The following is a 20,342-nucleotide window of genomic DNA, read 5'->3' as shown; positions in this document are numbered from 1 at the left end:
GCGCATGATACTGGCAAGTGACACCGTAAACGGCGCAACAATCGATCCGCGCGAGGCCGCGCATTTCGGCACGATGGCGAAGGACTGGTGGGATCCGAAGGGCTCGTCCGCCCCGCTGCACAAGCTCAACCCGCCGCGGCTGCGCTACATCCGCGAGCAGGTCGATGCGCATTGGTCCGGGAATGGGACGAGCTTCACGCCGTTGGAGGGGAAGACCGCGCTCGACGTCGGCTGCGGCGCGGGATTGCTGTGCGAACCGCTTGCGCGGCTCGGCGCGGCGGTGACGGGGATCGATGCAGCGCCAGAGAATATCGCGGTTGCAGAGATACATGCAGGCCAGAGCGGTTTGGTGATCGATTACCGCGCGGGGGGAGTCGAGGGGCTGGTCGGGCAGTATGATCTCGTCACCAGCCTGGAGGTGATCGAGCATGTCAGCGACCCCGCCGGTTTCGTCCGCGGCCTAGCGCGGACGCTGGCCGAAGGCGGGTTGCTGATCCTGTCGACGCCCAACCGCACGCCGTTGTCGCGGTTGGCGATAATCACCGTGGCGGAAGGCGCTGGCGTCATTCCCAAGGGCACGCACGACTGGAACAAGTTCCTCACGCCCGAGGAGCTCACCGCGCTACTGAAGGACGCAGGTCTCCGCGTGACGGATACGCGGGGGCTGAGTTTCTCGCCGGCGACGGGGTTCACACTCGGCGATTCGACGAACCTCGATTACTTTCTGACCGCGGTGAAAGCCTAACCTTGCCCACGGTTACACCACCCCGGCGAAGGCCGGGGCCCAATTGGGAAGGCCAAGGTAACGGGGCGCCGTCCTCACTCATAACCGTCCCCCAATTGGGCCCCGGCCTCCGCCGGGGTGGGGCCGAGTAATGGAGCACGCCGCTCCCCAACCTTGTTCGCCCGCGAAGGCGGGTGCCCAGCCTGGGCACCCGCCTTCGCGGGTGAACATACTTCTGATGCTAACAGCGCTGGCGATCCTCTTCGTCACCCTCGCCCTTCTCCGCCCGGTAGATCACGACGAATCCCAATACGTCGCCGCGGCCGCGCTAACCGCCCACGGCCTGCTCCCCTACCGAGACTTCGCCTACCTCCAGACCCCGCTCCAACCCTATCTCTTCGCCCCCATCGCAGCCCTGGCCCAAAGCTGGACCTGGCCAGCGCTCCGCATCCTCAACGCCCTGCTCGGCGTCGCGACGATAGTCTGCGTCCACACCGCCGCCCGAACCCTCGACGCCAAACCCAAAGCCGCCCTCACCGCCGCAGCGCTCTTCGCCACCTGCGACATCCTCCTCTTCAGCATCGGCACCGCGCGCAACGACGCGCTCCCCGCCGCGCTGCTCGCGGCCGCACTCCCCCTGATCGTCCGCCCCGCCACGACGCGCGCCACCGCAGCGCTCGCTGGCCTCCTAGTCGCCAGCGCCGCCGCCGCGAAGATCTCCTACGCGTTCCCAGCGCTGGCCTACGGCCTCTACGCGCTGGTCCACCGCCGCCACCGCCCCATCGCGATCCTGCTCGGCACGCTCCCGGTCGTCGCCTTCGTCGCATGGACCTATGCCAGCAGCCCGGCCGGGTTCGTGTTCGGCACCGTCACCTTCCCGGCCCGCGGCCCCGCCGAATATTACGCGCTGCGCCCCTGGAAGATGTCGCTCCCCGCCAAGGCGATCGACACGCTCAAGTTCCTCGCACTCGGCGCGGCGCTGCCCGCACTAGCCTTGGTCGCCCGCGACGCTTGGCGCCGCCGCACGGTCGGACTCCTCGATTGGCTGATCCTCGCCGGGCTGATCGCCGCCCTCCTGCCGTTCCCGACCTGGCGGCAATATCTCCTCCCAGCCCTGCCAGCCCTGTTCGTCCGCCTGTCGCTGATCCCACCCCCGAGCCGCGCGTGGCGGATCGCCGTCGCGATCTTCGCCACCGCCGGCCTCGCCCCCTCGGTCGCGGCCCTGGCGGACTCGGACGGCCTGTCGCTCACCCACGCCCTGCGCGAAGGCCACGCGGTCGGCCGCACGCTCGACCAACACGGAGTCGAAGGCCCGATCGCAACGCTATCCCCACAAATCCTGCCCGCGGCCAATCGCCTGCCGGACCCGGCCTTCGCCACCGGCCCCTTCTATTTCCGCAGCACGCACCTGCTCGACGCGACCCAGGAACACGCGCTCCACCTAATCTCGCGAGCACGCCTGCAACTCGACGGATCGACGATCCTCACCGGCGGCGAGGGTCCCGCAACCAGCGGCGACGCCAGCCTCGACCGCGCACTCGCCACCGCAGCACGCCACGCCGGTTACGACCCGATCCCGATCCCCGGCACGCGCTTCACCGCATTCACGCCGCCAGCCCGCGCCCCTGCTTCGCCGCGACCAGCCCCGCATAATAGTCCATGAGTTCGACCGCATGCTCGCGGTCGCTGCGCACATGCCGCGCCGCCACCGCCGCCGCCCGCCTGAGCATCGCTCTGTCGCGCACGAACAACCGCCCGATCGCCGCCGCCGCACTCTCCGCATCGCGCGCCGCATAAAGCTCGCTGGCGTGGCGGTCCGCGACCTCGGCGCACCCACCCGTATCCGGCACGATCAGCGGCAGGCCCGACGCCATCGCTTCCGACGCAACCAACCCGAACGGCTCCGCCTCCGACCCGTGGATCAGCGCATCGCAACTCGCCATGATCCGCGCGAGCCGTTCGCGATCATATACCGGCGCGAACATCCGGATATGCGGCGACCCACCGATCCGCCGCTGGATCGCCTTGGTCTGCGCACCCGCGCCGATCAGCACCAGCCCGACCGGCAGGCTCGCGCCCGCCCGCGCCACCGCGTCGACCACCAGCGGCCAGCGCTTCTCGCCGTGATGCCGCCCGAGCCCGAGCAACAGCATGCCGTCCTCCGGCAACCCGCACTGCCGCAGCAACGCCGCCCTCAACCGCGTATCGCGCAGGTCGGGCGAGAAATGCCCCCGCTCGATCCCCAGCGGCATCGCAGCATCGATCCGGACGCCGCGCGCGCGCAACCGCTTCTCCAGCGCCGGACCATTGGTGACGACGACGTCGTATTTCTCGAGGAAGCGGTTCATGTACCGGCTGTACCAGGCGAACCCACGCTCGATCTGGTCATGGCTGGCGACGCCCGCGAACCAGCGCTGCGCATACGCCGCGATATTGTCATTGTGCATGAAGAACGCCTTCACCGCGCGCGTGCCGTTCGAACCGGGCCAGTCGCCGACGAACCACGCCGGCCGCCACGGCGAGCAGCATTCGACCACGTCGGGATCGAGATCGTCGAGCACCCGGTGCACCGCCGACCGATCCCAGAACAGCCCGTAGTTGCGATCGAACGGCATACCCGGCGATTTGAGATAGATGATCCGCCCGCCGCCCGGCCGTTCCTCGACACGGTCCTCCTTGCCGGGTGCAACGACGATCAGTTCATGGCCGAGATCCGCCATGATCCCCATCTTCCGGTCGACATAGGTCCGCACGCCGCCGCCGGTCGGCGAGTAGAACTCGTTGACGTCGACGATCCTCACCTCTCGGCCCTCATGGCGTGACAGGCCCGAACCCGCCGAGCCCGCGCAGATATTGCGCAGTGATCCGCACCGTCGTCACGCCGGCGCCCACCTCGACCAGCGCCTGCTCGACCTTAGGCCGCGATCGTCCCAGCTTCACGTTGCTCGCGAACCCCGCGCCGTCGGTCCAGAAGCTGAACTTGTTCTTCCCGTCGCGGTTATGCGTCAGCAACAGCGCATAGTTGCCCGGCCGCGGCACCCGGATGCACATCGTCGTCGGTCCGGCCGCAGGAGTCGGCACGCTCACCCGCCGAAACGTCTTGCCCGCCGCGATCAGCGCGCGATCGTCCTTCAGGAAATCGGCCTCCTCGCCGGGATAGAGTTCGAGCTTCAGTTCGCCCGTGCGGTCCTTCAACCCGGTGATCTCGACCGCGATCGCCGGCCCTTCTCCCGGCCGGCACGCCGCCGCATCGCTGCCCAGAACCTGCGCGCCCGCCGATCCCACCAAAACGACCGAAGCAACCAGAGCCAAGCCATAGCGAATCATGCACGAATCCGATCGAGTGCCGCGTGGATGCCGAACAGCACGATCAGACCGACATGCACGAGCAAGGTCGCCGCTGCCGTAAACGCGATCAATTCCGACAGCGCCTGATCCTGCCCGATCAGCAGGATCGCGATATTGGCGAACAACAGGTCCTTGTTCGGCACCAGCGGCAGGCGCGACACGAGCAGGCGCCCGGCGGCGAGGAACAGCCACATCCCCATCGGCACCCCCGGCAGCGCGAAATGCCACGCGAACGCGATCAGCACCGATCCGCACAGCAACCGGATGCAGTGGACCCCGAACACCCACCACAATTTCGCCCGCGGCAACGAGAACACGCGGCGCGAGAAGATCAGGAACGGCAGCGAGATCAGCAACGTCACGCCCGCCGACCCGAGCACCGTCCGAAACTGATCATGCGTCAGCAGATGTCGACCGAGCGGCAGCGCGATCGCCACCAGCAACAGCGTGATCGCGTTGCCTGCGATCGCCGACAAGATCGTGACGTCCTTCACCGCGCCGAACGGCGACGCCACCATCCGCGCCTTCGCCCGCGCCCAGGCATAGAAATACGCGTCGCCCGAGTACCCGAACACGACTTCGTTCGCGATTCGCTTCTTGATCAGCGCGACCAAGCCACCGAGCGGGATGCCCCACAACCGGCGGAAGATGACGTAATCCCCGGTCGGCGGCGACATGTAGAGCAGTGCGAAACACAGATAGAAGCGCGGATCGTGCGGCACCGAGCGCGTGAGTCCCACCAACCCATGCCCAAGCAGCTCGCGCCCCAGCCCGGCGATCATCGCCAGCGTCAGCACCGCACCGATGATCGCCGGCCAGCGGCTGCCGATCGTCTTGAGCGGTTCGAGCCCCGCACGCGCGATATCCGCATAGCCTTCAGAGTCAGCCGTTTTCGCACGCATGTTCAATCGCCGGTCCTCAAGCCATTCCGTCGCCCCTCGATCGGCCCAATAGCCGCCCGTCGGCACGCGTGCACGCAAAGTCGGTTTCATTCGGTCGCGATCTCCGCTCTATCAATCGCGCATCATGATGACCCCCATATGTCACTCCTGAGCGGACCACCGACCGCGCGGCACATCCTGACCTATGCCGAGGACCTGCGCGGCGGCGGGGTCGAACGCGCGCAGCTCCGCCTCGCGCGGGGCTGGCTGGCGGCAGGGCGGCGCGTCACACTGGCGATCGAGGATATTTCCGGGCCGCTGGCGGCAGAACTGCCGGAGGGACTTGAGATCATCGCGCCGTCGCAGCTGCTCGCGTTGCCGGGGGTCGTCCGCCGTCTCGCGCCGGACGTGATCTTCTGCCCGGGCAATTTTTACACCGGCATCGCCGCCTGGACCCGGCTGCGGCTCGGCAAGGCCTGTCCGCCGATCGTCGCCAAGATGTCCAATGCCCCTGCGCGGGCGGATCATGGCCGGGTGATGCACGCCGCGCACCAGATCTGGCTGGCACGGCACGGAAGCTTCCTCGACCATCTCGTCGCGATGACTCCTGCAACCGCAGCCGAGGCCGCGTTGGCAACCCGCATGGTCGGGCGAACGAGCGTCATTCCGAACCCACCCGCTATGCCGGTCCCCGGCGCGCTACCCGATCTGCCCGCGCGTTTCATTCTTGGCGTCGGCCGGCTCGAACCACAGAAGCGCTGGGACCGCCTGATCGCCGCGCTGCCGCTGCTGGTGGACCAGGCGACACCGCTCGTCATTCTCGGCGAGGGTAGCGAACGGGGAGCGATCGAGGCTCGGATTCGCACGCTGGGTTTGGAAGACCGCGTCCTCCTGCTCGGCCACAGCAGCGATCCGCTGCCGGTGATGGCGCGCGCGACCGTGCTGGCGCTGACCTCCGACTACGAGGGCGTACCGGGCGTGTTGCGCGAGGCGCTGTCGGTCGGCACGCCGGTAATCTCGACCGACTCGAGCGCGGCGGTAGCAGAGATCATCGACCGGCCCGACCGCGGCACGGTTGTACCTCGTGAGGATGTATCAGCACTCGTTGCAGCGTTGGACGCATGGCTTGTCCCGGTTCGGCAGCGACCAAGCCCGGTTGCGCAACCCGGCGCCGACTCAGCCCAACTCTACCTGACGCTCTTCGACCAACTGGTAAGGCGGTAGCTCTCCACCCCCGTCATCCCCGCGGACGCGGGGACCCATATCCTCAGGGGTTTGCCAGTATGGGTCCCCGCGTCCGCGGGGATGACGGGGGTGGGCTATGAACCCGGATTAAGAGGAAGGGGGCGTCAAACCAGGTCAGGCCGTAGCCTCACCAGCTTCCACCTGCTCCTCTTCGCGCTCCGAACGCCGCTCTAGCGCGGTCTTGATCATCGCCGTCATCGGGTCGGCCAGCGCGAGGCCGAGGATGCCGAACAGTGCGCTCGCCATGATCTGTGCGCCCAAGGTCAACGCCGGCGGCAGGTCGACCGTGCGCTTCGCCACCATCGGCACGATCACATACCCGTCGATCGTCTGCACCACGAGATACGTCCCGATCGCCCAATACCCCGTATCGACGCCCGCGCTGAACCCGACCGCGACCATCAGCACGCCGGTCACGATCGCGCCGACGTTGGGGATGAACGCAAGGATACCCGCGATAATGCCAAGCAACATCGCCATCGGCACGCCGCCGACCGCCAGCGCGATGCCGCTCGCGACACCCTCGACCGCCATGCCGAGCAGGCGCCCCGCGAGCAGCTTGCGCAACGTCTCGCCCATCTTGACCAGCGTCCTGGCGAACTCGGGACGCAGGTCGATCGGCACCACCCACTGGAGCCCGCGCGAATACGTCCCCGGGTCCATCGCGATGAACAGCCCGAGGATCAGGATCATGAACATGCTCGTGATCGCGCCGATCGCGGTGCCGACCCACGATGTCACCCGCCCGACCGAGCCGAGCGCCTGCTTGACGATCCCGTTGACGTCCGACGCGCCCGGCATCAGCCCCTGCGAGGTCAGATAAGTGGTGAAGCGATTGGCTTGCGACTCCAGCGTCGAGCGCAGCTGCGTCACCTGTTCGGTCACCTGCACGCCGGTCAGAATGAACGTCCCGACGAGGAACGCGAACGTCAGCAGCACGACGATCAGCAACCGCCAACCGCGCCCGATCGGCAGCACCCGCCCAAGCAGCCGCACGCCGCCGTCGAGCAACGCTGCGAACACGACGCCCGCGAAGATGATCAGCAACGGCTGTACCAGCACGATCAGCAGCGCGATCACGCAGGCGAGCCCGAGCCAGATCATCGCACGCTTCAGTTCCTTGCGCAGGAACGGATCGCGCATTTCGACCGGGCTAAGCTCGTCGACGGTCTTGGTCTCAGCCATCTCAGTTGACCTTGGCAGGGTGCAGCGAGGTACCTGCACGATCCGAGCGCAGCGAGCCCCACCAGCTCAACGGATTGAACGTCGCATCGCCGTCGAGGCTGAAGGTGATGAACTCCGCACGGCCGCCGAGATTCTCATACGGCACGGGTCCGCCAAGCCCGAGCTGGCTCAGCGCGAACCGGCTGTCGGCCGAGCGATCGCGGTTGTCGCCCATCAGGAAGACATGGTTCGTAGGGATCGTGATCTCCGCGAAATTGTCGCCCTGGCTGTCCGGCTCCAGATCGATCGTCTCGTAGCGACGACCGTTCGGCAGCGTCTCGGTATAAGTCGGCAGGCGGCACATCTCGCGTCCGTCGGGCAGCGTCGCGCGCGCGCCAGGATAGTCGATCTCGCTGCACGGGCTGTTGGTGTCGACCGGGATCAGCGTGTCGTGCCGCGGGCCGCGCTTCACCGCGACGCCGTTGAGGAACACGATCCCGCCGCGCACGGCCAGTCTGTCGCCCGGCAGGCCGATCACGCGCTTGATATAGTCGTTGTGCGTCCCCGGCGGCGTCACGATCACCACGTCGCCGCGCGTCGGCAGCGAGCCGAACAGGCGGCCGTGGATGAACGGCAGCGACACGCTCCAGCTGTCTTCCTGCTGGCGCAGCACGACGCCCTTGAAGATCGCGACCGGATTCGGGATCGTCGGCGACACGAACGACCAGCCGTACGCGAACTTGGTCACCACCAGCCGGTCGCCGATCCGAAGCCCCGGCAGCATCGATTCGCTGGGGATATAGAAGGGCTTGGCGATGAAGCTGTGGAAGCCGAGCACGACCAGGATCAGCCAGAAGATGCCCTTCACCTCGCCCCACCAATCGGTGCCGCGGCGGCGGGTCGTTTCCGGTGTGGTGCCGGCCAGTGGCGCGGTATCCGCCGCGGTGGTCTGCACGAGGGGCTTTTCCTGGAACTCGTTGCCGTCCAACGCCGCGTCCTTCATCGATTCGTATCCTGGCGCATGTCCGGGGATATCAGAGGTATAGCTTCGATGATCACGAAGGCCTGCGCCCACGGATGATCATCGGTCATCGTCAAATGCACGCGCGCGGCGTGGCCTTCGGGGGTCAACGCGTCAAGCCTCGCTTTGGCACCCCCGGTCAACGCCAACGTCGGCGCGCCACTCGGTGCGTTGACCACGCCGATGTCGCGCATGAACACGCCCGCCCGAAACCCGGTCCCCACCGCCTTGGAAAAAGCCTCCTTGGCAGCAAACCGCTTCGCCAGCGTCCCCGCCTTGGTAAAAGGCCGCCGTGCCGCCTTAGCCCGCTCGACATCGGTGAACACCCGCTGCTCGAACCGCTCCCCGAACCGCTCGATCGACGCCGCGATCCGCTCGATATTACACAGGTCGGACCCGAGCCCGATGATCACGAAATCCTCCCCGGCACGGGGAGGGGGACCGCGACGCGAAGCGGCGGGGTGGAGGGGGAGCTCCACGAGCGATACGTTCGCGGTGGGCCCCCTCCCCCATGCTGCGCATGGTCCCCCTCCCCGTGCCGGGGAGGATTACCGCGCCGCATCCATTGCCTCGCGCATCAGCCGAACCGCCTCGCCAAGCCCAACGAACAGCGCTTCCCCCACCAGGAAATGCCCGATGTTCAGCTCCCGAACCTGCCGGATTGCCGCGATCGGCGCGACATTGTCGTAGGTCAGGCCATGCCCCGCATGCACCTCGATGCCGTTTTTCGCCGCCAGCGCCGCTGCGTCGGTCAACCGCCGCAGTTCCGTCGTCCGCGCGTCGCCCGACAGTTCCGCGTACAGCCCGGTGTGGAGTTCGATCACCGGGACCTTGAGCCGCACCGCCGCCTCGATCTGCCGCGCATCCGGCTCGATGAACAGCGACACCCGGATGCCCGCCTCGGCCAGCGTATCGACCAGCCGCGCCATCCGGTCGTAATGCCCGGCGACGTCGAGCCCACCCTCGGTGGTCAGCTCCTCGCGCTTTTCCGGCACGATGCACGCGGCATGGGGCTTGTGGCGTAGCGCGATGCCGAGCATCTCGTCGGTCGCCGCCATCTCCAGGTTGAGCGGGATCGTCAGTTCAGCCGACAATCGCGCGATGTCGTCATCCGTAATGTGCCGGCGATCCTCCCGCAGATGCGCGGTGATCCCGTCCGCCCCCGCCGCCGCCGCGACCAGAGCCGCACGCACCGGATCGGGATACCCCGCCCCCCGCGCGTTCCGCACCGTCGCGACGTGGTCGATGTTCACCCCAAGGCGAAGGTGGTCGTTGCTGGAGGGGCTCATGCCGCAGCCCTGCTGCCGGGCTTGATCGCCGGGATCGCTGCCAGCTCAGGCGGCAACGCATCCGCCGGATAGGTCGGCACGTCGAGCCGGATCAGCGGGAAGAACGGCACGCCCAGATCCGCCGTCCCGTTCGAGCGATCGACCAGCGCCGCCGCCGCCACGGTCACGCCGCCCGCGCGCCCGATCGCCGCGATCGCCTCGCGCGATGACAGCCCGGTGGTGACGACGTCCTCCATCATCAGCACGCGCTGGCCCGGCGCCAAGCGGAACCCGCGGCGGAGTTCGAACACGCCGTCGGGCCGCTCGAGGAATACCGCCTCGACACCAAGCGCGCGGCCCATCTCATGGCCGGCGATCACGCCGCCCATCGCCGGCGAGACCACGATATCGATCTGCGCACGCAGCTCGGCCGGGATCGACGCCACCAGCGCTTCCGACAACCGGGCGCCACGCGCGGGATCCATCAACACCCGCGCGCATTGCAGGTAGCGCGAACTGCGCAGGCCGGAGGACAGGATGAAATGCCCTTCGAGCAACGCTTCGGCAGCGCGAAATTCGGCGAGCACGTCGTCTTCGGTCATCGCGGGTCATCGCTCCAAATGGTCTGCCCGCGCTGATACGAGCGCGGGAAACCACGTGCAACGAGAACCGGCGCCGAAGTACACCTACGCTCCCCACCCACTCCGTCACCCCGGACTCGTTCCGGGTCCACGGTTCCGCAAACCCAATCCTCTCGAGCTTGCGGAACGGTGGATGCCGGAACAAGTCCGGCATGACGGAATGCCTGGATCGGGCCAGCCGGCGCTCAAGGTCAGACAATGCTTGAGGCGAGCCCCCCCGCTGGGTATAGCTCTACCCAAATCATAAGCAGACATCCGCGCGTCCGGAATCGGGTTCGCTATAAACCGGGGTCAAGAAAAACGATGCGCAAGATGGGGATGAGAGGATTTGCGATGGCAGCGGGGCTCGCACTGGCGAGTCTCGGTGGTGTCGCCGGGCATGCGGCCCAGCCGGCTGCCACGCCTACACCGCAGGCAGCTGCCGCACCCGCCGGTGTGTCAAACACCGCGCCGACCACATCGGCCGCGACGCCGACCGCCAACCCGTCCAGCCCGGAGCTGGCGATGGACGGCGCCCCCGCGATGACGGTCAAGCCGATGATCGGCCAGCCCACCGACGGCCTGTTCGGGCTCCAGCCACAGGTGACCAAGAACGGCCAGTTCGCGCACTGGATGCACAATTCGATCCTGGTGCCGACGATCACGATCATCTCGCTGTTCGTCCTCGCGCTCCTCTTCTGGGTGTCGTTCCGCTATCGCAAGGCGCGCAACCCGGTCGCATCGAAGACCAGCCATAACACCGCGATCGAGATCCTCTGGACGCTCGCACCGGTCGTGATCCTCGTCCTGATCGCGGTCCCGTCGATCGGGCTGCTGCAAGCGCAGTTCAAACCGGCCCCCTCGGGTGCCGTGACACTAAAGGCGATCGGCAACCAATGGTATTGGACCTATCAGTATCCGGACAATGGCGGCTTCGAGATCACCGCCAACATGCTGAAGGAAAAGGCTGACGTCGCCGCGGGCGAGCGTGGCCGCACCGATGCCGACGGCCCCAAGCTGCTCGCCACCGACAACCGCATCGTCCTCCCGGTCGGCGTGCCGATCCGCCTGATCACCACCTCGAACGACGTGATCCACAGCTGGGCGGTGCCCGCGTTCTGGATCAAGCTCGACGCGATCCCCGGTCGTCTGAACGAGACCAGCTTCACGATCGACAAGCCCGGCCTGTATTTCGGCCAGTGCTCCGAGCTTTGCGGCGCGCGCCACGGCTATATGCCGATCGCGGTCGAGGCGGTTCCGCCCGCCGAATACGCGGCCTGGGTCAAGGCCAAGGGCGGCACGATGCCGACCCCCGGCAAGGCGTCCGACAAGGTCATCCCGCAGCCCGGCGCCGATGGCTCCGCGGCGAAGGTCGAGGAGGCCGCGGAAACCGCCAACGCCACCGGCCCCGTGGAAAACGTGACAACCGCAGCCCCCGCGACGACGCAGGGCGCCACCTCAAACCCGGCCGGCGCCGGCAACGCGGGACAGTAAGATGACCGACACCGCTCTCCATCCGTCGGCGTTCGTCGCGCACGAATCGCACGACCACCACGACACCGATCACAAACCCGGCTTCTTCGCGCGTTGGTTCATGTCGACCAACCACAAGGACATCGGCACGCTGTACCTGATCTTCGCGATCGTCGCGGGGATCATCGGCGGCTCGGTCTCGGGCCTCATGCGCGCCGAGCTCGCGCATCCCGGCATCCAGTATCTCCAGGGCTGGGCGTCGATGCTGCACGGCGGTCCCGCCAGCCTCGACGAATCGCTCCATCTCTGGAACGTGCTGATCACCGCGCACGGCCTGATCATGGTGTTCTTCATGGTCATGCCGGCGATGGTCGGTGGTTTCGGCAACTGGTTCGTGCCGATCATGATCGGCGCGCCGGACATGGCGTTCCCGCGCATGAACAACGTGTCGTTCTGGCTGCTGATCCCCGCCTTTACGCTGCTGCTGGCCTCGCCGTTCTTCGGTGGCGCGGGTAACGGCTGGACGCTCTACGCCCCGCTCTCGACCTACGGCGAGCCTGGGCCGTCGACCGACATGGCGATCCTCGCGCTCCACCTCGCAGGCGCATCGTCGATCCTCGGCGCGATCAACTTCATCACGACGATCTTCAACATGCGCGCGCCGGGCATGACGCTGCACAAGATGCCGCTGTTCGTGTGGTCGATGCTCGTCACCGCGTTCCTGCTGCTGCTGGCGTTGCCGGTGCTCGCCGCGGCGATCACGATGCTGCTGACCGATCGCAACTTCGGCACGACCTTCTTCGATCCGGCGGGCGGCGGCGATCCGGTGCTGTACCAGCATCTGTTCTGGTTCTTCGGCCACCCCGAAGTCTACATCATGATCCTGCCGGGCTTCGGCATCGTCAGCCAGATCATCTCGACGTTCAGCCGCAAGCCGGTCTTCGGCTATCTCGGCATGGCGTATGCGATGGTCGCGATCGGCGTGGTCGGGTTCGTCGTGTGGGCGCACCACATGTTCACCACCGGGCTCAGCGTGAACACCAAGATGTACTTCACCGCGGCGACGATGGTCATCGCGGTGCCGACCGGCATCAAGATCTTCTCGTGGATCGCGACGATGTGGGGTGGTTCGCTCACCTTCAAGACGCCGATGGTGTGGTCGATCGGCTTCATCTTCATGTTCACCGTCGGCGGCGTGACCGGCGTGGTGCTCGCCAACGGCGGCATCGACGATTACATGCAGGACACGTACTACGTGGTGGCGCATTTCCACTACGTTCTGTCGCTGGGTGCGGTGTTCTCGCTGTTCGCCGGGTTCTATTACTGGTTCCCGAAGATGACCGGCAAGATGTACAACGAGTTCCTCGGCCAGCTGCATTTCTGGGTGTTCTTTATCGGCGTGAACGTGATGTTCTTCCCGATGCATTTCCTGGGCCTCCAGGGCATGCCGCGCCGTATCCCGGACTACACGCCGCAGTACGAGCATTGGAACACGGTCGCCTCGGTTGGCTACATGATCATGGCCGCGGGCATGGTGGTGTTCTTCGTCAACCTGATCTGGTCGCTCGTCGCAGGCAAGCCGGCGGGCGACAACCCCTGGGGCGACGGCGCGACGACGCTGGAGTGGACGATCTCCTCGCCACCGCCATACCACCAGTTCGAGACGTTGCCGCGGATCGACTGAGGATGTGAGGCGACGTAGCGCCAGCTACGCGCCGGTGCGGCCCAGCCGCACGCATCCGACCGGCCGGCGCGGCAACGCCGCGTCCGACGACACGGGATTTACTCCCGTGTCGGGGCCAGCCAAGCCAGAGAACGCCTCGGGGAAACCCGGGGCGTTTTTTGTTGAAGTGCCGCCTTCAAGCCAGACCATGTGTCTCCGCGAAGGCGGAAACCCAGCCTGGGCTCCCGCCTTCGCGGGAGAGCAAGGAGGCAGGAGGGACTCACTTGGCTCACCCCCCTTCCGTCACCCCAGCGAAAGCTGGGGTCTCATCGTGGGACTCCCGTATCGCCCAACGCGGGAGACCCCAGCGTTCGCTGGGGTGACGGTGGTAGGCAATCACGCGACGACGATCATGCGCGCGCCACCAAGCCACGCCGCTTTCCTCAAGCCTTTCCAACGCGTATAGCGTACCCGAACCATGACTCCTGCCACCCCCCTCCTGCCACCGGCGCATTGGCGCGATTTCCTGGCGCTCACCAAGCCGCGCGTGATGACGCTCGTCGTCTTCACCGGCCTGTGCGGCATGCTCGCCGCACCGACGTCGGTGCACCCGGTGATCGGCTTCACCGCGATCCTCTGCATCGCGCTCGGCGCAGGCGCGGCGGGGGCGCTCAATCAATGGTACGAGTCGGACATCGACGCGGTCATGCGCCGCACGCAGAAACGCCCGCTCCCCGATGGCCGCATGGAACGCCAGGCGGCACTGCATTTCGGCGTCGGCCTCGGTGCATTCTCGGTGCTGTTCATGGGATTCGCAGTCAACGCGGTGGCCGCGGCGATCCTGACCGTATCGATCCTGTTCTACGTCCTCGTCTACACCGTCTGGCTCAAGCGCCGCACGCCGCTGAACATCGTCATCGGTGGTGCCGCGGGCGCATTCCCGCCGCTGATCGGCTGGGCCGCGGCGACCGGCGACATCGCGCTGCTCCCCGTCCTCCTGTTCCTGTTCGTGTTCCTCTGGACGCCGCCGCATTTCTGGGCACTCGCGCTGTTCATGAAGAGCGATTACGCCGCCGCCGGCGTACCGATGCTCCCCGTAGTCTCGGGCGAGCGGACCACGCGGACGCAGATCGGGCTCTACACGATCCCGATGGCGGCCGTTGCAATCCTACCCTGGCCGCTCGGGCTTACCGGCGCGATTTACGGCGTCGCGGCTGTCCTGCTCACCGGCTGGTTCGCGCTGCTCGCCGTTCGCGTCGCCAAGCGCACCACGCATGCCGACGACCTGATGAAGCCGGAGAAGGCCTTGTTCAAATACTCAATCCTGTATCTGTTCGTGATGTTCGGCGCGCTGGTCGTCGACCGGTGGTTCGCATGAGCCTGCCCGATCCCGACCTGATCCGCAGCCGCCAGCGCGGTCGCGCGCGCGTCATGGCGCTGCTGCTCGGTGCGTTCGTCATCCTCGTCTTCGCCATCTCGATCGCCAAGATCCGCGCGGGGATGCCGCACTGATGGCCACGTGGAGGGCCATGTCGCGGACCAACCGCACGGCGGCGCTCGCGGTGCTCTTCATCTGTTTCATGACCGGGCTCGCCTGGGCCAGCGTGCCGCTCTACCGCCTGTTCTGCGCCGCGACCGGGCTTAACGGCACTACAAACCGTGGCCTTGTCGCCCCCGGCGCCGTGAACCACCAGATCCGGATCGACTTCGACACCAACGTCAGCCCGAAGCTGCCATGGAAGTTCGCCCCCGAAAATCGCTCGGACACGATCGATATCGGCGCGCGCGATATGGCGTTCTTTACCGCGACCAACACGTCGAACAAGCCGCTGACCGGCACCGCGACGTTCAACGTCCAGCCCGCACAGGCCGGCAAGTATTTTACCAAGATCCAGTGTTTCTGCTTCACGCAGCAGACGCTGAAACCCGGCGAGACCGCACGGATGCCGGTGATCTTCTTCGTCGATCCGAAGATCCTGACCGACCCCGACGCGGCCGATATCCAGACGATCACGCTCAGCTATACGTTTTACCCGGTGGATTCTGCGAAAACAGCCAGCTAGAACGTCGCCAAAGAAAATAGGGGAGTACCGATGGCCGGCGCCAAGAACCATGATTACCACATCCTGCCGCCGAGCATCTGGCCGCTGGTCGGCTCGTTCTCGGCGCTGATCATGGCGGTCGGCGGCATCATGTGGATGCACGGCGGCCATATCGACAAGCCAAACGGCGGCGGCTGGATCTTCTTCATCGGCCTGACCGGGCTGCTCTTCACCTTCTACAGCTGGTGGGCGCAGGTCATCAAGGAAGCGCACGCAGGCGATCACACGCCGGTCGTCCAGCTCCATTTCCGCTACGGCATGATCCTGTTCATCGCCTCCGAAGTGATGTTCTTCGTCGGCTGGTTCTGGGCGTTCTTCGACTTCTCGTTGTTCCCGACCGCGATGACCTACGCCGACGGCAGCGTCACGCGCGCCGTCGAAGGCGGTGCGGCGATCGTCGCGCAGTGGCCGCCGAAGGGCCTCACGGTCATCAACCCGTTCGAACTGCCACTGCTCAACACGCTGATCCTGCTGACCTCGGGCACCACGGTGACGTGGGCGCACCACGCGCTGATCCACAACCAGCGCGGCGGCGAGAAGACGGGGGCCTGGGGCCTGATAGGCGTCGGCAACCGCGACGGCGTGCTTAAGGGCTTGTGGCTGACGGTGATCCTCGGCGCGCTGTTCAGTTCGATCCAGGCGTATGAGTATGTCCACGCGCCGTTCCCGTTCAAGGGCATCAACTACGGTGCGTCGTTCTTCATGGCGACGGGTTTCCATGGCTTCCACGTGCTGATCGGCACGATCTTCCTCATCGTCTGCCTGGTCCGCGCGTACCGCGGCGACTTCACGCCGCGCCAGCATTTCGGCTTCGAGGCGGCGGCCTGGTACTGGCATTTCGTCGACGTCGTGTGGCTGTTCCTGTTCGTCACCGTCTACGTCTGGGGCGGCTGGGGCGCACCCGTCCACGGGGGGTGAGCTTTTACCACTCCATCCACTGCCACCACTGCGGCCACCACCCCGGCGAAGGCCGGGGCCCAATTGGCAAGGTTGCAGTAACGAAGCGCTGTCCACAGTTAGCGGCGTCCCCCAATTGGGCCCCGGCCTTCGCCGGGGTGGTGGCGTGTTGGGATACGGGACTGGCACAAATTGCGGGTTCCGCCCTAACCTTGTTCTCCCGCGAAGGCGGGAGCCCAGTCTGGATCCCCGCCTTCGCGGGGGAAACAAGGGAGAGCGCTGACCCCATGACCGAAGAATACCCTCTCGCCAACGCCCCCACGATCGCCCAGGTCGCGCTAAAAGGTCTGTGCCCCCGTTGCGGCAAGCCCACCCTCTTCGCGAAATGGTCCAACTTCGCCGACCGCTGCCCAAATTGCGGCCTCGACTTCACCAAGTTCAACGTCGGCGACGGCCCTGCCGCCTTCCTCACCCTGATCCTCGGCGCCCTCGTCGTGATCCTCGCGATCACGCTCGAACTCAAGGTCCACCCGCCGCTCTGGCTGCACATGCTGATCTGGATACCCTTCACCGCCGGCGGAGTCGTGCTGTCCCTCCGCGCCGCGAAGGGCGCGCTGATGTCCGCCGAATACCGCAACGCAGCCCGCGAAGGCCGAATCGACCCGTGACCAGACGCATCCCCGTCATCCCCACTATCCTCGTCACGCTCGCGATCGCGGCGATGATCGGCCTCGGCCTGTGGCAACTCCTCGACCGCCTCCCCAAAAAGGAAGCGTTCCTCGCCCAGCTCGCCGCCAACCCTGCCAAGCCGCCAATGGCCTTCCCGCGCTTCCCCGACGAAACGCTCCTGTTCCGCCGCGCCTCGGGTCTCTGCCTCCAGCCGACCGAGATAAAACTCGCCGGCGCCGGCAAATCGGGCTTCCGCGCCATCGCCGAATGCAGGACCGGCGCGGAGGGCCCCGGCATGGTAGTCCAGCTCGGCACGACGCGCGATCCGATGGCAAAGGTGAACTGGCCCGGCGGCAAGGTGTCCGGCTTTGTCAGCCACGCCCCCGACGGCCGATCGCTGATCGGATCGCTGTTCGATCACACCCCGCAGCGCCTGATGCTGGTCGCCGACACGCCGCCATCGAATCTTACGGGGCCTGGCCTCTCACCAAACGGCAAGCCCGACATCGCCTCGGTCCCAAACAACCACTTCGCCTACGCCGGCCAATGGTTCTTTTTCGCCGCCATCGCCGCGATCATCTACACCCTCGCGCTGCGCCGTAGGTCCCGAACCGGGCCAGACGTTCGATAACGCGGCAAACCAACCACCGTCATTCCAGCGAAAGCTGGGATATCCCGTGTGGCACGCGTCATCTGGCTCGTGAGATACCCCAGCTTTCGCTGGGGTGACGGAATGGGGCTAGGGGCAACGGACTGCCGGCTGAGGTATGCGACTGGGAATTGGTGATAGGGGACTGGGGACTGGGGACTGACGGGATCGCCCACCGTACTCGCCCGAAAGCTTGTCGCCTTCTCCCCCATTCGCTAACCGGCTTGGCCATGCGTTACATCAGCACCCGCGGCTCGGCCCCCGTCCTCGATTTCGAAGCCGCGACGCTCGCCGGCCTCGCCTCCGATGGCGGGCTCTACCTCCCCGATGCCTGGCCGACGATGACCCGCGACGAGATCGCCGCACTCGCGGGCCTGTCGTACGTCGACACCGCCGTCGCGGTGATGGCCCCGTTCGTCGGCGACGCGATGACTCGCGAGGAACTGAAGTCGCTCTGCGAGCAGGCCTATGGCCGGTTCTCGCACGCCGCAGTCGTCCCCCTCGTGCAGCTCGACCACGACCAATGGCTGCTCGAACTCTTCCATGGCCCGACTCTCGCGTTCAAGGACGTGGCGCTCCAGCTGCTCGGGCTGTTCTTCGAGCGCTTCCTCGCCGGCACGGACAAGCGCCTGACGATCGTCGGCGCGACCAGCGGCGACACCGGCTCGGCCGCGATCGACGCGGTCGCCGGGCGCGCGGGCATCGACATCTTCATGCTCCACCCGGTCGGCCGCATCTCCGACGTGCAGCGCCGCCAGATGACCACGGTGCTCAGCCCCAACGTCTACAACATCGCGATCGAAGGCAGCTTCGACGACGCGCAGGCGCTCGTGAAGGCGATGTTCAACGATCGCGCCTTCTCGACCAAGTTCGCGCTGTCGGCGGTGAACTCGATCAACTGGGCCCGCCTGATGGCGCAGGTGGTGTATTTCTTCTACGCCGCCGTCCGCCTCGGCGCGCCCGACCGCGAGGTCGCGTTCGCGGTCCCGACCGGCAATTTCGGTGACGTCTTCGCCGGCTATGTTGCGGCGAAGATGGGGCTTCCGGTGGCCAAGCTGGTCGTCGCGACCAACGTCAACGACATCCTCCACCGCGCGCTCAGCACCGGCGATTATTCGAAGGGCGGCGTGCAGCAGACCCCGACCCCATCGATGGACATCCAGGTGAGTTCGAACTTCGAACGCCTGTTGTTCGACCTCGGCGACCGTGATGGCGCAGCGCTGGCCGCTCAGATGGCCGGCTTCGAATCCTCAGGAGCGATGCGTCTTACCAACGCCCAGTCGCAGGGTGCCTCGGCGCTGTTCCAGAGCGAGCGCATAGACCTCGACGACATGACGATGGCGATGCGCTGGGCACATGAGCACGCCGGCCAAGTGATCGACCCGCACACAGCGATCGGCCTAGCCGCCGCGTTGCGCACCGAAGTCCCCGCCGGCGTTCCCATCGTCACACTCGCCACCGCGCACCCCGCCAAGTTCGGCGATGCGGTCGAGCGCGCTACTGGCGTGCGTCCCTCTCTGCCCGCGCGAGTCGGCGACCTGTTCGACCGCGAGGAGCGCTACGCCACGCTGCCCGCGACCTTCGACGCGATCACCGCCTACATCACCGAGCGCGCGAAGCCGTCGGCATGAAACTCGAAACCCTCATCGGCGAACCCTGGGCGGATTACGGCCTGATCGACTCCGGACACGGCAAGAAGCTCGAACGCTATGGCCGCTTCCGCTTCATCCGCCCCGAACCGCAGGCGATGTGGGCGCCCGCCTCGACCGACTGGACGGCACAGGGCGAATTCGTCCCCGGTTCGGACGAGGACGGCGGCGGCCGCTGGGAATTTTCGGAACCCGTCCCCCGCGAAGGCTGGACGCTAAAGTGGAACGAGGTGTCCTACACCGCACAGACCACCCCGTTCCGCCATCTCGGCTTCTTCCCCGACATGGCGCCGGTGTGGAGCTGGATGCGCGAGCGTGTCGCCGGGCTCGATTCGCCCGAATGCATGAACCTGTTCGGCTATACCGGCGTCGGCACGCTGGCGATGGCGACCAAGGGCGTCCGCATGGTGCACGTCGACGCGTCCAAGAAGTCGGTCGAGGCGGCCAAGGCCAACGCGAAACTCTCGGGCATGGCCGACGCACCGATCCGCTGGATGACCGACGACGCGGCGAAGTTCGTCGCGCGCGAGGTCCGCCGCGGGCGGCGGTATGACGGCATCCTGCTCGATCCGCCGAAATACGGCCGCGGGCCAGAGGGCGAGGTGTGGCGGCTCGAAGAGGACCTGCCCAAGCTGATCGCCGACTGCCGCAAGCTGCTCGACGAGAACTCGCGGTTCCTGTTCCTGACGGTCTACGCGGTGCGGATGTCTGCGCTCGCGATCGGCGAGTTGCTGAACCAGGTGTTCGCGGACCTGCCGGGCAAGGTCGAAGTCGGCGAACTCGGCGTCCGCGAAGAAGCGCGCGGACTGACGCTGCCCACCGCAATCTGGGCGCGCTGGAGCCGCTGAGCCTGCCTATTTGACTTCCACCCCGGCGAAGGCCGGGGCCCAATTGGAAAGGTTGGCGTAACGAAGGCCGGTCCTCCATTGGCGACGTCTCCCAACTGGGCCCCGGCCTTCGCCGGGGTGG

The 20,342-nt window shown here is 66.6% G+C and carries 21 protein-coding genes; 13 read left to right on the top strand and 8 right to left on the bottom strand.

Annotated elements, in window-relative coordinates; all coding sequences use genetic code 11:
* The first annotated feature begins 4 nt into the window (after window positions 1–4).
* On the top strand, window positions 5–745 hold the full coding sequence (gene ubiG / locus AC3D24_RS14440; protein WP_489031677.1) for a bifunctional 2-polyprenyl-6-hydroxyphenol methylase/3-demethylubiquinol 3-O-methyltransferase UbiG: 741 nt from the start codon (window positions 5–7) through the stop codon (window positions 743–745).
* A 217-nt stretch (window positions 746–962) separates the two neighbouring features.
* Window positions 963–2,387, top strand: a complete 1,425-nt coding sequence (locus tag AC3D24_RS14435; RefSeq protein ID WP_489031675.1) for a DUF2029 domain-containing protein — start codon at window positions 963–965, stop codon at window positions 2,385–2,387.
* Here AC3D24_RS14435 and AC3D24_RS14430 read toward each other — a convergent pair.
* The 3 genes from AC3D24_RS14430 to AC3D24_RS14420 are packed head-to-tail and all read right to left on the bottom strand — an operon-like array spanning window position 2,329 to window position 4,974.
* Complete coding sequence (locus AC3D24_RS14430; RefSeq protein ID WP_489031673.1) at window positions 2,329–3,525, bottom strand: glycosyltransferase; 1,197 nt, start codon at window positions 3,523–3,525, stop codon at window positions 2,329–2,331. The genes AC3D24_RS14435 and AC3D24_RS14430 overlap by 59 nt on opposite strands.
* A 10-nt stretch (window positions 3,526–3,535) precedes the next feature.
* Window positions 3,536–4,051 (bottom strand): DUF2141 domain-containing protein, encoded by a 516-nt coding sequence (locus tag AC3D24_RS14425; RefSeq protein ID WP_489031671.1) that lies wholly within the window; start codon window positions 4,049–4,051, stop codon window positions 3,536–3,538.
* On the bottom strand, window positions 4,048–4,974 hold the full coding sequence (locus AC3D24_RS14420; protein ID WP_489033167.1) for a hypothetical protein: 927 nt from the start codon (window positions 4,972–4,974) through the stop codon (window positions 4,048–4,050). Before AC3D24_RS14420 ends, AC3D24_RS14425 begins: the two co-directional genes overlap by 4 nt.
* 138 nt (window positions 4,975–5,112) lie before the next feature.
* On the opposite strand from AC3D24_RS14420, the gene AC3D24_RS14415 reads away from it, so the two are divergent.
* Complete coding sequence (locus tag AC3D24_RS14415) at window positions 5,113–6,177, top strand: glycosyltransferase (RefSeq protein WP_489031669.1); 1,065 nt, start codon at window positions 5,113–5,115, stop codon at window positions 6,175–6,177.
* 135 nt (window positions 6,178–6,312) lie between these two features.
* Here AC3D24_RS14415 and AC3D24_RS14410 read toward each other — a convergent pair whose 3' ends face one another.
* From AC3D24_RS14410 to pyrE, 5 genes are all read right to left on the bottom strand, one after another.
* Complete coding sequence (locus AC3D24_RS14410; protein ID WP_489031668.1) at window positions 6,313–7,383, bottom strand: AI-2E family transporter; 1,071 nt, start codon at window positions 7,381–7,383, stop codon at window positions 6,313–6,315.
* A gap of 1 nt (window position 7,384) precedes the next feature.
* A complete protein-coding gene (gene lepB, locus AC3D24_RS14405) occupies window positions 7,385–8,365 on the bottom strand; it encodes a signal peptidase I (protein WP_489031667.1) in 981 nt (326 codons plus the stop codon).
* Window positions 8,362–8,796 (bottom strand): holo-ACP synthase, encoded by a 435-nt coding sequence (acpS, locus tag AC3D24_RS14400; protein WP_056053250.1) that lies wholly within the window; start codon window positions 8,794–8,796, stop codon window positions 8,362–8,364. Before acpS ends, lepB begins: the two co-directional genes overlap by 4 nt.
* Before the next feature lie 135 nt (window positions 8,797–8,931).
* Window positions 8,932–9,672, bottom strand: a complete 741-nt coding sequence (locus AC3D24_RS14395; protein ID WP_489031665.1) for a pyridoxine 5'-phosphate synthase — start codon at window positions 9,670–9,672, stop codon at window positions 8,932–8,934.
* Window positions 9,669–10,253, bottom strand: coding sequence for an orotate phosphoribosyltransferase (pyrE, locus tag AC3D24_RS14390; RefSeq protein WP_489031664.1), 585 nt, complete (start codon window positions 10,251–10,253; stop codon window positions 9,669–9,671). The genes AC3D24_RS14395 and pyrE overlap by 4 nt, the downstream gene beginning before the upstream one ends.
* Before the next feature lie 372 nt (window positions 10,254–10,625).
* Between pyrE and coxB the strand changes: the two genes are divergently transcribed.
* The 10 genes from coxB (at window position 10,626) to AC3D24_RS14340 (ending at window position 20,221) form a co-directional block, all read left to right on the top strand.
* On the top strand, window positions 10,626–11,765 hold the full coding sequence (coxB, locus tag AC3D24_RS14385; RefSeq protein ID WP_423323806.1) for a cytochrome c oxidase subunit II: 1,140 nt from the start codon (window positions 10,626–10,628) through the stop codon (window positions 11,763–11,765).
* 1 nt (window position 11,766) lies between these two features.
* Complete coding sequence (gene ctaD / locus AC3D24_RS14380; RefSeq protein WP_489031663.1) at window positions 11,767–13,428, top strand: cytochrome c oxidase subunit I; 1,662 nt, start codon at window positions 11,767–11,769, stop codon at window positions 13,426–13,428.
* A gap of 457 nt (window positions 13,429–13,885) precedes the next feature.
* The gene (locus AC3D24_RS14375) at window positions 13,886–14,785 is read left to right on the top strand and encodes a heme o synthase (protein ID WP_489031661.1); all 900 of its coding nucleotides are present in this window, start codon (window positions 13,886–13,888) and stop codon (window positions 14,783–14,785) included.
* A complete protein-coding gene (locus tag AC3D24_RS14370; protein WP_165886435.1) occupies window positions 14,782–14,919 on the top strand; it encodes a hypothetical protein in 138 nt (45 codons plus the stop codon). Before AC3D24_RS14375 ends, AC3D24_RS14370 begins: the two co-directional genes overlap by 4 nt.
* Window positions 14,920–14,936: 17 nt before the next feature.
* A complete protein-coding gene (locus AC3D24_RS14365; protein ID WP_489031660.1) occupies window positions 14,937–15,470 on the top strand; it encodes a cytochrome c oxidase assembly protein in 534 nt (177 codons plus the stop codon).
* A 30-nt stretch (window positions 15,471–15,500) separates the two neighbouring features.
* On the top strand, window positions 15,501–16,427 hold the full coding sequence (locus AC3D24_RS14360) for a cytochrome c oxidase subunit 3 (RefSeq protein WP_353466867.1): 927 nt from the start codon (window positions 15,501–15,503) through the stop codon (window positions 16,425–16,427).
* A gap of 266 nt (window positions 16,428–16,693) precedes the next feature.
* Window positions 16,694–17,074, top strand: coding sequence for a DUF983 domain-containing protein (locus AC3D24_RS14355; RefSeq protein WP_489031659.1), 381 nt, complete (start codon window positions 16,694–16,696; stop codon window positions 17,072–17,074).
* Window positions 17,071–17,706, top strand: a complete 636-nt coding sequence (locus tag AC3D24_RS14350) for an SURF1 family cytochrome oxidase biogenesis protein (RefSeq protein ID WP_489031658.1) — start codon at window positions 17,071–17,073, stop codon at window positions 17,704–17,706. Before AC3D24_RS14355 ends, AC3D24_RS14350 begins: the two co-directional genes overlap by 4 nt.
* Before the next feature lie 248 nt (window positions 17,707–17,954).
* Complete coding sequence (gene thrC / locus AC3D24_RS14345; protein ID WP_489031657.1) at window positions 17,955–19,355, top strand: threonine synthase; 1,401 nt, start codon at window positions 17,955–17,957, stop codon at window positions 19,353–19,355.
* Complete coding sequence (locus AC3D24_RS14340; RefSeq protein WP_489031655.1) at window positions 19,352–20,221, top strand: class I SAM-dependent methyltransferase; 870 nt, start codon at window positions 19,352–19,354, stop codon at window positions 20,219–20,221. The genes thrC and AC3D24_RS14340 overlap by 4 nt, the downstream gene beginning before the upstream one ends.
* The last annotated feature ends 121 nt before the right edge of the window (window positions 20,222–20,342 follow it).

This window comes from Sphingomonas sp. SL1004 (genome assembly GCF_057815015.1).
Note: the sequence above shows the minus strand (reverse complement) of the source record. Positions and strands in the feature narration are given on the sequence as shown.